This window comes from Leptolyngbya sp. DQ-M1 (genome assembly GCF_039962505.1).
In the GTDB taxonomy this organism is placed as follows: Bacteria; Cyanobacteriota; Cyanobacteriia; order Leptolyngbyales; family Leptolyngbyaceae; genus Leptolyngbya.
Map to the genome: position 1 here is coordinate 464,198 of NZ_JAMPLJ010000001.1, position 14,847 is coordinate 479,044.

A 14,847-nucleotide genomic window follows, 5' to 3' on the forward strand; every position below is an offset into this window, starting at 1 on the left:
AATTCGCAATTTCTCAAGGTTGGGGAGGTGCGATTTTCGGCATAATGAAAATCCGCAACCAGTACGCGATCGAGGCGACAAGATATGCAAACTTTAGACAAGCCCCTAGGAAAATCCTTAGACGATGATTTGATCATTGCGGGGCGTAAATTCCAATCTCGCCTGATGACGGGCACTGGAAAATATCGCAATTTTGATGAAATGCGTCAGAGTATTGCAGCAAGTAGCTGTGAAATCGTCACGGTTGCAGTCCGACGAGTGCAGACGAATGCACCGGGACATGAGGGACTCGCAGAAGCGATCGACTGGAGCAAAATTTGGATGTTGCCAAATACCGCAGGCTGTCAGACCGCAGAAGACGCAATCCGCGTGGCAAGATTGGGGCGAGAAATGGCGAAACTGTTGGGACAAGAAGACAATAATTTCGTCAAACTCGAAGTGATTCCCGACACGAAGTATCTTTTGCCTGATCCGATCGGCACTCTCGAAGCGGCTGAACAGTTGGTAAAAGAAGGCTTTGCGGTTCTCCCTTACATCAATGCTGATCCACTCTTGGCAAAGCGACTCGAGGAAGCCGGATGTGCCACTGTGATGCCGTTAGGATCGCCGATCGGCTCTGGTCAAGGCATTCGCAACACCGCTAATATTCAAATCATTATCGAGAATGCGAAAATTCCGGTGGTCGTCGATGCCGGAATCGGGACACCAAGCGAAGCGGCGCAAGCGATGGAAATGGGAGCCGATGCGCTATTGATTAATACCGCGATCGCACAAGCCGCAAATCCCGCAGCAATGGCACAGGCGATGAATCTTGCCACGGTTGCCGGACGGTTGGCATATCAAGCGGGCAGAATTCCGGTGAAAGCCTACGCGAGCGCCAGTTCTCCCATGACGGGCAGAATAAACGCTTAATTTCTTTTTGATTTAGATGAACCTGAGTCGAAGACATAGTGCTTTGGCTCAGGTTTTGTGTTTGATGGGTGCGATCGCATCGGCAATAAATATCAAACCACCCAAGAGATCGCAGCATTTAATCAAGAGTTATCCGAAATCGTAAACGAAATTTCAGACGAAATCGATCGACAATTTCCAGATACAGAAATTGAATCGATCGACTTCTCAAAAAAATCCCGCAGGAAGTCAAATCAGAAAACCTATAAAACTCTCAAATCCTAGTGAGAAATGCTGTGGAAGATCAAAATCTAGAAGCATTATTCAAGCAAGCAGACAAAATTGGTAAAAAGCGATATCACAAGCTCACTGCACAGGATTTTGAAAATTACGGCAAATTCGACTACTGGCGGTACATCAATGGCGACTACGAATGCGGCACGACTCAAGCAAGCCGTGACTGGGTACACGAACACTCGGATCTGTACTGTCCCATTTGTGATCGCAAATTCAATACCAGAGGCGGCAAAACGATCGATCACAAACTGCCACGCGCTCAATATCCCTGGTTATCGATGAATTTCCGTAATTTGTGGGTGATTTGTCAACTGTGCAACCAAGAAAAGAGTGATATGCACTGGTACGAATACGAGCACTATATTTTTGTGCATTACCCACACCTGTACACCAATGTGCAAGCGGCTCGTCCAACCGCTCTGCTAAAAACGCTGAAGGAATGAGCCGCTCAAAATATTAAATTTTCATACCTAAGATTGAGAGCAGTTACCCTCAGCTTGTTAAAGTTAACAAAACACTACGGGAAAATTTGCTCATGCGATACGTCAAGGAAGAGGGTGGCTTGCTGAATAATTTTGCGATCGAGCCGAAGATGTACGAGGCAGAACCGCCGACCCAAAACCAAAAGCGCAACTACATCTTTCTGGCGATTGGCGGCGCGATTTTGATTGGTGGTTTGATGGCTGTCGCGATCGCCGTTTCCTAAGACAGTCGAAAAAGCTTGCGTTACAGTAATCTGAATGAGCCAGGTCGCTTGATCGAATGAGTTACCTGGTTTTTTCGTGAAGATTTGAGGAATTCTATCTTTGCATCCGCCTCAGTTTTATCCTGAGCATCACCCAAACTCGACGAAGAAATCAGTATCTCGTTTATACTGCGCTTGACAGGCGCTCTTTGATAATGCTGATGTCGGCTGTCGATCGTCACTCCGCCCAAGAAATTCCTGTGACTGAGATCATCTCTCCAGGTTCATCAACCCTGAACCAACAGATCTATGTCCGCTTACGGCTGGCGTTGAGTCTGAATCTGCGTCGGCAGGTTTTGATTGCCGTTTGTGATGATAGCGCGCTGCGGAATCAGTTTGCGGCTCAGCTTGAAGCGGACATTACAACCGACCCGCTCCAGAACGGTAGCACGACCTGCTTTACCAGTTTTGGGCTGAATTTAGACAATCCTGATGTTCTCGAACAGATTCAGCAGCAGCCTGCAGCCAGAATCGGCACGCTGAGTGTTCAAGTGACGGGCATCGATCGCTTAACCCGTCAATCTGTTTATATTCAGCGCATCTTCTTGAACTCGCTCTCGACGATCGCTCAGCAAATCCCAACGCTAGACTTCAATCTGGTTTTGTGGGTCACGCGCCCTTGGTGTCGAGCCATTCAACAATCTGCACCTGAATTCTGGCAGTGGCACACGGGTTTATTTGAGTTTGAAGGTGATCCATTCGGGCAAAATCTCACGCCGCCAAGCACCAGCGGAACATCGAACGGCTACCGCAAATTTAAGCTCGATTCTGATCTGACAGACTTTGTGCTGGCAGCGGTGATGCAGACGATCGATCTCGACGATCAAACGGCACTGGCTCAGGTTCTAGAATCCAATCATCCTGATACAGAACCCCTGCGAATTCTGCACCAGATCGAAGAGTTGCATCAAGCGCGATCGTCTGCGGACGCGATCGCAGCCCTGTATCGCCAACTCGGAGACTGGTATCGCGATCGTCTCGATCCGAGTCGTCCTGCGGCTCAATCTTTAACGATCGTGATTCGCGCTTATGAGCAAGCGCTGAAGCTGGTCGATATGAAATCGGACGAAGTGCCCGACCTGCTCAACGACATTGCCAATTTGTACTGGATCAAAGCGCGAAGCGGCAGTGGTTCAGCGGTTACGAATTTGGAGAAAGCGCTGAAAGCGTATCAGTTTGCCCTCGATCGCACGAGTCCGGAGATTCAGCCGCAAACCTACGCAATGATTCAGAATAATCTGGGTTCTGTGTACAGCGATCTAGCGAGTCAGCAATCACCGGAAGAGAATTTGCGAGCCGCAGTCATGGCGTATCAAGCTTCGATTCAGTATCGATCGTTTGAAACTGACCCCGCTCGCTACGCTGCCACCCAGAATAACTTAGGCACCGCATTTTGGAACTTAGCGCAGCATCAATCCCCAATGCTCAATCTGCAATCTGCAGTTGATGCCTACAACGAAGCGCTCCGTTACTACACACCAGAGCAGGAACCGCTTCATTATGCGATGCTGCAAAACAATCTCGGCACTGCGTATTGGAACCTATCGCGCTGTGAACAAGCGGTAGAAGCACTCGCAAAAGCAGAAGAGTTTTTACAGTTAGCGATCGGTGCCTATCGGGTTGCTTTGATTTATCGCACCCTTGAAGCTGCCCCGCTTGCTTATGCTGCTACGCAAAATAACCTCGGCACGGCTTACTGGCATCTTGCGAGTCAAGAATCGACGCAGAGCGAAGAGCGATCAATCTACCTGCTGTGCGCGATCGATGCCTATCAAGAAGCTCTCAGTGCAGTGCAATATCTTGCTGCTGCCAGTACCGATCACGCGCCGCCTTTGAGCTTTGACATTTCTGCCACCCATCACCATATCGGGCTTGCCTATTATCAAACCGCGATCGATACCCAATGTGAATTAGAGCTTGCAGAGCGCACGAAGTTTTTACACCACGCACTCCGGCATCAAGTTTATGCCGCTCAAGGCTGGGGAACTCATCCCGACTTTCAATCGAGTGCGATCGCGCAATTTAGTCAAATCGTTAAAGCTATCTATGAGCGAGAAGGAATTCAGGGACAAACCCAAGCCCTATCGCAACTTCCGCCCGCCTTCTTGCCTCAAGTCATGCGGCAGCTTTAAGCAAAAAAAGATTAAGTTGTACCAAAAGGTAATCTAGATCACGATCTGCGGGTGTTAAAGTACGCGATCGTAAATCAGAATAGTTGCACTTTAAGATTGGTTCCATGCTCAACCCCAGCGAATCTCACGACAACTCGGCAGAAACTCGTGTCCGTATTCTCAGCGAAGCCCTCCCCTACATTCAGCAGTTCAGTGGCCGCACGATCGTGGTGAAATACGGCGGTGCAGCAATGAAGGACAGCACCCTCAAAGAAAAAGTGATTCGCGATGTAGTGTTTATGGCGTGTGTGGGGCTGCGTCCGATTCTGGTACATGGCGGTGGGCCTGAGATCAACTCATGGCTGGATAAATTAGGCATCGAAGCTCAGTTCAAGAATGGCTTGCGTGTCACCGATGCCCCCACAATGGATGTCGTGGAAATGGTGTTAGTTGGTCGCGTTAACAAAGAAATTGTCGCGCTGATCAATCAAGCGGGGGGTTCTGCTGTAGGATTGTGCGGCAAAGATGGCGGACTGTTTGAAGCGCGTCCGAGTGACGAAGAAGGGATTGGCTTTGTCGGAGAAGTGACACGGGTGAATCCTCAGATTCTCGAAACGCTAGTGAAAGATGGTCATATTCCCGTCGTTTCGAGTGTGTCAGCCGATGAATTCGGACAAGCATATAACATTAATGCTGATACGGTTGCGGGTGAGATTGCAGCAGCATTGGGCGCTGAGAAATTAATTTTGCTCACCGATACCGCAGGCATTCTGCGCGACTACAAAGACCCGTCTACGCTGATTCCGCGTCTCGACATCCAGAAGGCACGAAAACTAATCGATGAAGGGGTCGTTTCGGGGGGAATGATTCCGAAGGTGAATTGTTGTGTACGATCGCTAGCACAAGGGGTGAAAGCGGCACACATTGTCGATGGACGGATGCCGCATTCGCTATTGCTCGAAATCTTCACCGATGAAGGCACTGGATCGATGATTGTGGGTTCAGAATTCATGATGTAGAGACGCGCACTCTTGAATCGATCGTTTGCCTGTCTGTTGCCATGCCTAATTTTTTCACCCAAATCGGCTATTCTGTTTCCGCTAATTCGCTGCCTTTACAGACGAGACTGCAAGAAAATCGGCTTCCAGTACGGAATGAGGGATGTCGATCGCAGTTTTTGCTGCATTCTGCACCGACTCCGAAAGTGTGTTTATTCTTTCACGGGTTTACAGCGGCTCCTTATCAGTTTCTGCCGATGGGCAGGGCGTTTTATCAGGCAGGCTATAACGTGATCATTCCACGCTTGCCGGGGCATGGTCGGGCAGGCGATTGGAACGGGAAAAATCCGCCCCCGTTGCCAGAAGATGCAGAGGTTTACAAGCAATTTGCGCTCTCGTGGTTGCGCCATGCTCAGAGCTTCGGAAATGAAGTTGTGGTCGGTGGACTTTCGGGCGGCGGAACGTTGGCGGCATGGTTGGCACTGGAAAAAGCCAGCCAAATCGATCGTGCTCTACTCTTCGCGGCGTATCTCAGCAGCAGTAATAAAGTCATCGATTTGTTTGTCAAAGTGCTGAACACTTATTTTGAGTGGCAGACCGATGAACCCGGAGAGCCGATCGGCTACAAAGGCTTCACGTTTCCGGATCTGCGAGTGTTTCTCGACATCGGCAGCGAGGTGTTGAAGCGATCGAGAACTGCCGCTTCTCCGCCGATGTTTGTGATTTCCACCGAAACCGATCGCGCCGTGAGCAATCCGGATCACGAAACCCTGGTTGAAAACCTTTTACCGCGCCAACCGAAGACTTGGTACTACTGCTTCGATCGTGCCCTCAACATTCCACATACGATGATGACCAAGGCTGAGGGCAACCGTTGGGAAAGTTTACTGAACGTGATAGCTAAAGCGTTTGTGCAAAGTGACTTAACCTGGGCAGAGATTGAAGAAATCGCCTACCGCATGACGGAGGGTAAAACTTGTAATCAAGCGGTTGCAGAATTAGGGCTGACCCGTAAAGCATCGCCAGATCTGCCTGCGTTGATCACGATGCTTGATAAGCGCGAAATCATGATCAAGCGCAATCCAAGCTGGGATAGTGAGATTAGCTAATCAGGAGAAGAAAGATGTCGATCGCCGCTGCTTCCTCAATTTCGCTCGAAGTGTTCTTAGAGAACCCGATCGACCATGCCGAATGGATCGACGGACAGATATTCGAGAAGAAAGAGATGAGCGCAAAGACAGGACGAATTCAAGCTAGGCTCGCTCGGTATTGGGGGAACTATCAGGAATCTAGCCAGCAAGGAGGAGAAGTCTACACGGAAACGCCTTGTCGAACGGTTGGTAGAGTCCGATGCCCGGATGTTGCTTACCTTTCACCTGCGCTCGTGGCTCAACATGGAAATTTCAAGGTTCTGCCTCACAGCTTTCTACTGATCGCTGAAATTATTTCTCCGACTGATGAGGCGGAAGAAGTTTTTACCAAAGTTCGTGAATACTTAGCGTCTCAGTGTCAGGAAGTCTGGCTTGTGTTTCCAGAAAGTCAGTATGTTTTAGTGATTACAGCAGACCGTCAAGTTCTAAAAACGTTGGGCGAAACTGTAACCACTCAGAAAGTATTGCAGGGATTTAGCGTTTCTGTGGATGAGTTATTAGCATGATTGAGGCTGCTGAATGAATCAGGATGAAACGATGAGCGATCGAGCTGAAACGATTCGAGAGCTTTGGGCGAACAAAAGAGCCGCAACCTATAAGGCTGAAGAAGCAGGCGTTCAGTCGCTTCAAGCCAGTTCTATGATGCCAATAGATTTAAGCGATGAAACGGTACGATCGTCGCTGCCACGATCGGTTTTAGAAGCCTACGATTACTATTTCGACCAAGTTGAATCAGCAGATTGGGGTTCGGTCTCCGTTTCAAAAGAGAAGATTCAGAATCAAGACATTTTTGCGGTGAATGTGAGCACCGATGGCGACGATGGTTGGGCAGAACTGTTCGATGCTCAAGGGCAGAACTTAGGAGCCGCACGAACCCTATTAGAGCAAGTTGCTTGGGGAGAGCCGCAAGCGATTCGAGCTTCGGTCGAGAATGCAGACCTTCCCGCCGAACTGCAACCCGGCCCGGAAACTGGGTCGAACACCTAGACTGATTTTCGATACCCTAAAAAGTAGGCGTATTGATCTTTTCAGCATGACGACAGAACAGCGTGACCTTGCAGTACGAGAATATCAAGCCGGAAAAACGGCGTTTGAGCGGGGCGATTATCGGCAGGCGGTAATGTATTTAGAGCGATCGAATGCTCTAGTCGAACCGGGTTCAAAACTGGGCGGTGAAATGCAAATTTGGCTCGTTACCGCTTACGAAGCGGCAGGTCAAAGAACTGAAGCGCTAACTTTGTGCCGCAAAGCCTGTCAGCATCCGGACTTAACTACGCGCAGGCAGGGAAAACGATTACTGTATATTCTCGAAGCGCCGCGACTGAAAACGCGCCCCGAATGGTTAACGCAGATTCCAGATTTGGCGGCGATCGAGGAAAACGAGTCGGATCGAGATTTTGGTCGATCGAAGTTTGCACCAACAGCACCTCGTAAGCGGGTGGAGAAAAAGCCCTCGATCGTGCCGGAAGAGGTGGATCTGAGCCAGGTGAATACCAAAGACAACGGGTTTATTTGGGTGGCGTTGGTGGCGGGGGTTGCGATCGTGGCTGGATTAATTTGGTTTAGTTGATGCAGTTTGATTCGCTGCATTGTCAATGGCTTAAAGCCCACTAAACTCTGCAGGATAGAGAACTTAGCGGGCTGTCCGAATTAATGAACGAAGCTAACGACTAATTATGATTTCCTAGCAACTTATCGCGCAAATGCTTGATCTTGTCGCGATATTTCGCTGCTTCCTCGAATTCCATCTTCTTCGCGGCATCTTTCATCTGCGCTTCAAGCTGCGTAATCAGCGTGGGAATGTTCTCTAACGGAATCTCATCGGCTTGCTCATAGGCTTGATCAAGCTCTTGCGAATTTAGCCGCCGTGACACTTCGAGAAACGCCAAAATCGCATTGTTCGACTTTTTGACGATCGGCGTTGGCACAATGCCATGTTTCTCGTTGTATTCGATTTGAATCACCCGTCGTCGCTCGGTTTCGCTGATTGCTGCTTCCATACTATCGGTGAGATTATCCGCGTAAAGAATCGCTTTGCCTTCGACGTGCCGCGCTGCTCGTCCGATCGTTTGAATTAGCGATCGCTTCGCTCTCAAGAATCCTTCTTTGTCTGCATCCAGAATCGCCACCAGCGACACTTCCGGTAAGTCCAAACCTTCCCGCAGGAGGTTCACACCGATCAGAACATCGAATGTGCCTTCTCGGAGTTCTTGAAGGATTTCGATTCGCTCGATCGAGTTAATTTCCGAATGCAAATACCGCACCCGAACGCCACGTTCTTGGAAGTATTCGGTCAAGTCTTCCGCCATGCGTTTTGTGAGCGTTGTCACCAGCGTTCGTTCTCGCTTCTCAACCCGTGTCTGAATCTCATGCAGCAAGTCGTCTACTTGTCCCTGAGTCGGACGCACAAACACTTCCGGATCGAGAACGCCTGTCGGTCGAATCACTTGTTCAACCACGCGATCTTCTGAGATTTCTAGCTCCCAATCGCCCGGAGTCGCAGAAATAAACACACATTGGTTGACTCTTTCCCAGAATTCCTCGGCTTTGAGTGGGCGGTTGTCGGCTGCGCTCGGTAAACGGAAACCATGCTCGATTAGCACTTTTTTACGGGCTTGGTCACCGTTGTACATTCCCCGAATTTGCGGAATCGTGACGTGAGATTCGTCGATCGCGAGTAACCAATCTTTTGGAAAGTAATTAATCAAGCATTCTGGTGGATCGCCTGCTTTACGTCCAGCTAAATGTCTCGAATAGTTTTCAACCCCATTGCAAAAACCCACTTCTCGCAAGACTTCCAAATCATAGCGAGTCCGTTGCTCTAATCGCTGCGCTTCGAGCAGCTTTCCTTGAGATTCAAGCTCGATCAAGCGCTGTTTTAGCTCTAGCTCGATGTCATCGCAAGCTTGCTGTAATCGATCTTCGGGTGTGACAAAGTGACGTGCTGGATAGATATTAATCGCTTCCATACTTTGCAGCGTTGCACCCGTCACCGGATCAACATAGCGAATGGCATCAATCTCATCGCCAAAAAACTCGACGCGAATAATTCGATCTTCGTAAGCAGGCCCAATTTCTAACACATCGCCTTTGACCCGAAACTTACCACGACCGAGATCAAGATCGTTCCGCGAATACTGCACCGAAGCGAGATCGCGTAACACCTGTCGCTGATTAATTTCTTCCCCGACTCGGAGCGGAATCGACGCATTCAGATATTCCGATGCAATCCCCAATCCGTAAATGCAGCTAATTGAAGCGACCACAATTACATCCCGACGCTCGAACAACGATCGCGTCGCCGAGTGCCGCAACATATCAATTTCATCGTTGATCGAAGCCGTTTTCTCGATGTAGGTATCGCTCACTGGAATGTAAGCTTCCGGCTGATAATAGTCGTAATAGCTGATGAAATACTCAACAGCATTGCGGGGGAAAAATTCGCGCAACTCATTACAAAGCTGGGCTGCCAGCGTTTTGTTGTGTGCCAGTAATAGAGTCGGCTTTCCTACTTTTTCGATCACGCGAGCGATCGTATGCGTCTTTCCAGTTCCGGTCGCACCTTGCAGCGTTTGAAATTGATTGCCAGCATTAATACTTTTAACCAGACCTGCGATCGCGCTCGGCTGATCGCCCTTCGGCTCAAACGGGGCTTGAATGTTAAATTCTGCCATTTCTGATTTAGAAAGAGTTACCTCGATTTTAACGTTTTTGCCTTGGGGAGTGGTGTAGCGGGGAATGCGGTCGAGATTCGGATCTCTCCATCTGTGGGCGTAAAGCTGCCTTTTGTGCTTCAACCTTCAGTTAGAGTACAACGACCTGACAAAACGGTTAAATTCGACACAGTTGGTAGCAATACCACAAAATAACTATCTAAAACGCTAGGTGAAAATTATGAGTTTAGAAGATAAAGCTAAAGCTACTGCTAAGAACGTTGAAGGAAAAGCTCAAGAAGCTATGGGCAACGTGACCGGAGATCCGGGTGACAAGATGGAAGGTAAAGCAAAGCAAGCTGAAGCAGGCGTTCGCCACGCGGCTGAAGATGCGAAAGATTCCGTTAAAGATGCGGTTGATCGCGCATAGTTTATCTCTACCCCAATAACCTCCAAGACGCTCGATCGAGCGTCTTTTTTTGCAACAAAAAACTGGGACGAATGATTCATCCCAGTTGATTCAATTTGAAGCGTGTGAAGTTAGAAATTCATTTCGGCAGCTTGAACGCGCTCGACTTGTTTCTTCTTCAGCACCAGCATGATTTGGGTCAGCGTGACGATCGCAAAAAACGCCAACAGTCCCTTCACGCGATCGGGGCTTTGCAGCACGATTTCTTTATCCACTTGACCAAATCCACCCACATTCGGGTTATTGGTCAACGGATCGCCTGCTTTCACCGTGTCACCCTGAGCGACAAGCAAGTCAGGACCTGCGGGAATCTCGTCGGTAACAACGGTTCCATTCTCTTCAGTGATTTGGACGTTGTAGCCGCCTTCTTCGGTCTTGTCGATCGCGCTAATTTGACCGGAAACCGAAGCGTTATAAACCGCGTTGTTACTCTTTTGTCCGGTCGGATAGACTTGTCCGCGTCCCCGGTTGCCACCCACCTGAACTGGATATTTTCCGAAGCGCAGGGATTTATCAGCATTCGGATCAGGAGACAGCACCGGAAACTCGATTTCTTGATACTGTTCACCCGGAATCGGGCCGACGACCAACCAGTTCGGATGAGCATCGCTGTACGGCTGGATATAGAGTTCTTCCGCTTTTGCTTTCTGCTCTTCGGTCATGCGGTCTTCGGGAGCTAGCTTAAAGCCGTCCGGCAGCATCAACACTGCACCCACATTCAACGGCCCTTTAGTGCCGTCGCCTTGAACCTGCTGGACACTGGTGTCGTAAGGGATTTTTACGACCGCTTCAAATACGGTATCGGGCAGCACTGATTGAGGAAGTTCTAATTCCGTCGGTTTTGCGCCTAAGTGACAGTTCGCACACACGATCCGACCCGTGGCTTCACGCGGATTTTCGTATTGTTGTTGAGCGAAGATCGGGTACGCAGAAGCGGCTTGGGGCAGGGCAAAACTTCCGGCGAGTAGGGTTGCGATCGCAGCTAAAGTGACGATCGCTTTTCTTAAAGTATTTCTCATCTGTAGTCCACTCTGTTGTGCAAGGTTCAAATTAAGTCCACCAGGGAGCGTCGCCTGTACGGAAGTCAGTTTCCGTCCAGGGCGTAAACGAAATCTTGTCGTTTTCGACGTTTGCGTGAACCAGTGCCAGAGATAGCGGAGCAGGCCCGCGCACAACTTTTCCGGTGTTGTCGTACTGCGAGCCGTGGCAGGGACACATAAATTTGTTTTCGTTGGCGTTCCAGGGTACAACGCAGCCGAGGTGAGTACAAACGGCGTTGATGCCATAGTTCTCGATCGAGCTGTCGTTCGTCACCACGACATAGGTTGGATCGCCTTTTAGCCCTTGAGCGAGATTGCGATCGCCGGCGGGATGCGATTTCAGGTATTCGCTGACAACGATATCGTTACCGAGCGCGTCTTTTGCCGTGACACCCCCGGATGCGCCGCCCGATGAAGGCGGAATAAAATACTTCACGACTGGATATAAAGCACCGAGCGCCACCAACGCTTCAGAGCCAAACATCAAGGCGTTCATAAATTGGCGACGACCCATGCTTGGGACATCAGAAGATTCAGATAATTGAGCCATGACTTCTTCTCTAGGGATTGCGAATGGGAGATGACAAAAGATTTCGCGCAGAACTGATTGGAAAGCCCTGTGTTTAAATCAATTTACATGGAGAGTGCTACGTTTCGACGCTCCAAGTTGATTCGGGCGAATGTCCGGAGATCCCTTAGAGTCGGCAGTGTGTAGCGTTTCTAAGGTGTATTATACATTTCTTGACATTCACATTAGCGATACGAGACTGTGGGATTAATTAACGAAATGTTACAACCTATGTTTTCGCCATCATGACGGGACAAGAACTTCGGCAAATTCTTTTAGATAAGTGGGGGCGATCGTATGACATTCAGGTCAGGCGGACGCGGGGGAAGTTTTTTGTTCAAGTGATGTGGAAGTATCTGGAGCAGTTGTCGTTTCCGTTGTCTGAGGCGGAATATTTAGAGCATTTGGATCAGGTAGCGGAGTATTTGGCGGGTTGGGGCGCGACGGAGCAGTTTCGCGCTTATGTCGAGAAGACTCGCGAACGTCCGCGTCAGGGAAAAGCGGTGAGTGTACCGATTGAGCTTGGCGATCGAGCTTCGGAATGGTTACTGGAAGATTTTTAGGATGTATCAGCACGACAACTTTAGAGTCTTGTCGTTACCCTGGAAGAAAGACAACTCTTCTAGCTATGCCTTGTCAGCTTTGCGATCGTGATGTTCCTATCCTCACCGAACATCATTTAGTTCCGAGACAACACACCAAACGCAAAAAACTCGATCCGGGTGAAACGATCGACATTTGCCCCGCTTGCCATCGCCAAATTCATGTCTTATTCGACAATCGCCGACTGGCAGAAGAATTGAACACGGTTGATCGATTGAAGTCAAATCCCGAAATGGCGAAATTTCTCGCTTGGGTACGCAAACAAAATCCCGATCGTAAAGTGAGCGTAAAACGATGACTCATTTCATGCTGAAAGAAATTCACGAGCAACCCGATGTAATGCGGCAATTGCTCGATCGCTCAATGTCAATTTCGTTTGAGCAGGTCGATCGCATTAATATTCTTGCGTGTGGAACTAGCTTACACGCGGGCTTAATCGGACAATTTCTATTCGAGCAAGTGGCGAAAATTCCAACACAAGTGCGATCGTCATCTGAAGCGCTGTTTGCTCCACTGATTGAAACACCGGATACCGTTACGATCGCACTCACGCAATCCGGCGAAACCGCAGATACGATCGCAGCATTACAAACGGTTCAATCTAGACGAATCGCAATTACGAATGGAATTGATAGCACGATTACAAAGCAAGTTGACCACACGATTTATACCAGCGCAGGTGAAGAAAAGAGCGTTGCAGCAACCAAAACATTTACAGCACAGTTAACGATTCTATATCAGCTTGCATTTGAAGCTGCGCAACAGAAAGATCAGCTTGAACGGCTTCGGCAAATTCCACAACAGATGGAAGTAATTTTGAAACAAAATACGATCGCTCAAATTGCCCAAAGGCTGAAAGACGCTCGTAGCTTGATCTTGATTGGAAGCGGGATTAACACCGCGATCGCGCTCGAAGGCGCATTAAAACTCAAAGAAGCTACCTACACTCATGCAGAAGGATACGCAGCCGGAGAATTTTTGCACGGCCCGATCGCGCTTTTAGATCCGCAAATTCCCACGATCGCGCTGCATCCAGAAACCGCAAGAAAAACCATCGATCGCATTCGTGCGAATCAGAATCCTGTGATTGAAATCCCAACTGCTTCAATTCCCGAACTCTTTACGCCTTTTCTAACCATTGTGCCGTTGCAACTTTTGGCGTATGAGTTAGCAATCCTGCGTGGGATAGATGTTGATCGACCCCGAAACATCACAAAATCGCTCACAACTTAATTTCTCTGGGTCTGATAGCGCGATCGTCGAAATTGCTTTAGGATTTGGAGAAATAAACTCTGATCAAAGCATACGCTTTAATAAAATGACTTCACCTCCAGATCCGCGCCGTCGCCTAACTTCCGATGAACTCATTGCCATGTTTGTTGCTTTCGTCAGCATTGGAAGCATCTTTTTCTGGGCAACTCGACAACCGGGAACAGGCTTTGATATCGGTTCGCTGCTTTCAAATTCTCCACAGCCTGCACCTTCTCCGCTCCTTGCTTCACCCGCACCCGACCCTGATGGCGCGATCGTCACCACGCCCCCCAACCCCCAAGCGCCCCCTGTTCCACAACCTGAAGCCGCCAGCACTCCTCAGCCAAACACCCAAACCTTTGTTCCAGTCGCTCCGATCGGCGCTGCTCCGTCTCCGAGTCCTAGCAGCCTGCCGAACCTCGTTCCCTCTCCCACAACACCGCCCGAAGCTGCAAAGCCAATCACAGGATTTAAGGATGTACCGAGTGATTTTTGGGCAGGTGCTTATATCGGAGAACTCACGCGCCGCAATATTTTGAGTGGATTTCAGGATGGAACGTTCAAGCCGAATGAGCCGATTAGCCGCGCTCAGTTTGCGGCACTGTTAGGTAAGGCATTTGGTAAGCCGAAAGAGCGGGGAGGTATTGCGTTTCGAGATGTCCCCGCGAATTTTTGGGCGAGATCCGCGATCGATGATGCCATTCAAACAGGCTTTATGAGCGGTTATTCTGAGGGCGTGTTTCGACCGAATCAGCAAATCCCACTCTATCAACTGCAAGTGGCCTTAGCATCTGGTCTGAAGCTGCAACCGCCAACCGCTCCAGCGCAGACCTTAGCGAAGTTCAAGGACGTGAACAAGTTGCCGAAATGGGCACAAGGCAGCGTTGCAGCAGCCGTTGAATCGGGTCTAGTGACCGGATTTCCCAGCGCTCAGCAGTTAACACCGAATCGAGTGGCAACACGGGCAGATGCAGCCGCTTTGCTCTATCAAGCACTGGTCAGAGAAGGAAGAATCACACCGACAAAATAAGCTACACCTCTACATCTCCTCATCTAGAATGGGTAAGCAG

The 14,847-nt window shown here is 49.4% G+C and carries 17 protein-coding genes; 14 read left to right on the forward strand and 3 right to left on the reverse strand.

What is annotated here, in order from left to right; all coding sequences use genetic code 11:
* Window positions 1-84 precede the first annotated feature (84 nt).
* The 9 genes from NC981_RS02250 to NC981_RS02290 all read left to right on the forward strand — a co-directional run bounded on the left by NC981_RS02250 (window position 85) and on the right by NC981_RS02290 (window position 7,763).
* Entirely contained in the window at window positions 85-912 is an 828-nt protein-coding gene (locus NC981_RS02250; RefSeq protein WP_348241354.1) for a thiazole synthase, read from the forward strand.
* 275 nt (window positions 913-1,187) lie between these two features.
* Window positions 1,188-1,631, forward strand: coding sequence for an HNH endonuclease signature motif containing protein (locus tag NC981_RS02255; protein ID WP_348241355.1), 444 nt, complete (start codon window positions 1,188-1,190; stop codon window positions 1,629-1,631).
* A 92-nt stretch (window positions 1,632-1,723) separates the two neighbouring features.
* On the forward strand, window positions 1,724-1,894 hold the full coding sequence (locus tag NC981_RS02260) for a ssl1498 family light-harvesting-like protein (protein ID WP_348241356.1): 171 nt from the start codon (window positions 1,724-1,726) through the stop codon (window positions 1,892-1,894).
* A gap of 194 nt (window positions 1,895-2,088) precedes the next feature.
* Entirely contained in the window at window positions 2,089-4,065 is a 1,977-nt protein-coding gene (locus NC981_RS02265) for a tetratricopeptide repeat protein (RefSeq protein WP_348241357.1), read from the forward strand.
* Window positions 4,066-4,169: 104 nt separating this feature from the next.
* A complete protein-coding gene (argB, locus tag NC981_RS02270; protein ID WP_348241358.1) occupies window positions 4,170-5,063 on the forward strand; it encodes an acetylglutamate kinase in 894 nt (297 codons plus the stop codon).
* A 41-nt stretch (window positions 5,064-5,104) separates the two neighbouring features.
* Window positions 5,105-6,151, forward strand: a complete 1,047-nt coding sequence (locus NC981_RS02275; protein WP_348241359.1) for an alpha/beta fold hydrolase — start codon at window positions 5,105-5,107, stop codon at window positions 6,149-6,151.
* 14 nt (window positions 6,152-6,165) lie between these two features.
* Window positions 6,166-6,699: a Uma2 family endonuclease gene (locus NC981_RS02280; protein WP_348241360.1), complete on the forward strand. Its 534-nt coding sequence runs from the start codon at window positions 6,166-6,168 to the stop codon at window positions 6,697-6,699.
* 13 nt (window positions 6,700-6,712) lie between these two features.
* The gene (locus NC981_RS02285) at window positions 6,713-7,180 is read left to right on the forward strand and encodes a hypothetical protein (RefSeq protein WP_348241361.1); all 468 of its coding nucleotides are present in this window, start codon (window positions 6,713-6,715) and stop codon (window positions 7,178-7,180) included.
* Between the two features lie 46 nt (window positions 7,181-7,226).
* On the forward strand, window positions 7,227-7,763 hold the full coding sequence (locus NC981_RS02290; RefSeq protein ID WP_348241362.1) for a hypothetical protein: 537 nt from the start codon (window positions 7,227-7,229) through the stop codon (window positions 7,761-7,763).
* 100 nt (window positions 7,764-7,863) lie between these two features.
* On the opposite strand, the gene uvrB is transcribed toward NC981_RS02290, so the two are convergent.
* Window positions 7,864-9,867 carry an excinuclease ABC subunit UvrB gene (gene uvrB / locus NC981_RS02295; protein WP_348242025.1) on the reverse strand — a complete coding sequence of 668 codons (2,004 nt, stop codon included), beginning with the start codon at window positions 9,865-9,867 and terminating at the stop codon, window positions 7,864-7,866.
* A gap of 220 nt (window positions 9,868-10,087) precedes the next feature.
* Between uvrB and NC981_RS02300 the strand changes: the two genes are divergently transcribed.
* Window positions 10,088-10,276 (forward strand): CsbD family protein, encoded by a 189-nt coding sequence (locus NC981_RS02300; protein WP_190378484.1) that lies wholly within the window; start codon window positions 10,088-10,090, stop codon window positions 10,274-10,276.
* 110 nt (window positions 10,277-10,386) lie between these two features.
* Here the strand turns inward: NC981_RS02300 and petA are convergent, their stop codons facing one another.
* Window positions 10,387-11,334: a cytochrome f gene (gene petA / locus NC981_RS02305; RefSeq protein ID WP_348241363.1), complete on the reverse strand. Its 948-nt coding sequence runs from the start codon at window positions 11,332-11,334 to the stop codon at window positions 10,387-10,389.
* A gap of 31 nt (window positions 11,335-11,365) precedes the next feature.
* On the reverse strand, window positions 11,366-11,905 hold the full coding sequence (gene petC / locus NC981_RS02310; protein WP_190378486.1) for a cytochrome b6-f complex iron-sulfur subunit: 540 nt from the start codon (window positions 11,903-11,905) through the stop codon (window positions 11,366-11,368).
* 263 nt (window positions 11,906-12,168) lie between these two features.
* On the opposite strand from petC, the gene NC981_RS02315 reads away from it, so the two are divergent.
* The 4 genes from NC981_RS02315 (at window position 12,169) to NC981_RS02330 (ending at window position 14,807) form a co-directional block, all read left to right on the forward strand.
* Entirely contained in the window at window positions 12,169-12,486 is a 318-nt protein-coding gene (locus NC981_RS02315; RefSeq protein ID WP_190378487.1) for a DUF3067 family protein, read from the forward strand.
* A gap of 65 nt (window positions 12,487-12,551) precedes the next feature.
* Window positions 12,552-12,824 (forward strand): HNH endonuclease, encoded by a 273-nt coding sequence (locus NC981_RS02320; protein WP_348241364.1) that lies wholly within the window; start codon window positions 12,552-12,554, stop codon window positions 12,822-12,824.
* The gene (locus NC981_RS02325) at window positions 12,821-13,759 is read left to right on the forward strand and encodes an SIS domain-containing protein (protein ID WP_348241365.1); all 939 of its coding nucleotides are present in this window, start codon (window positions 12,821-12,823) and stop codon (window positions 13,757-13,759) included. The genes NC981_RS02320 and NC981_RS02325 overlap by 4 nt, the downstream gene beginning before the upstream one ends.
* 85 nt (window positions 13,760-13,844) lie before the next feature.
* Window positions 13,845-14,807 (forward strand): S-layer homology domain-containing protein, encoded by a 963-nt coding sequence (locus tag NC981_RS02330; protein ID WP_348241366.1) that lies wholly within the window; start codon window positions 13,845-13,847, stop codon window positions 14,805-14,807.
* Window positions 14,808-14,847 lie beyond the last annotated feature (40 nt).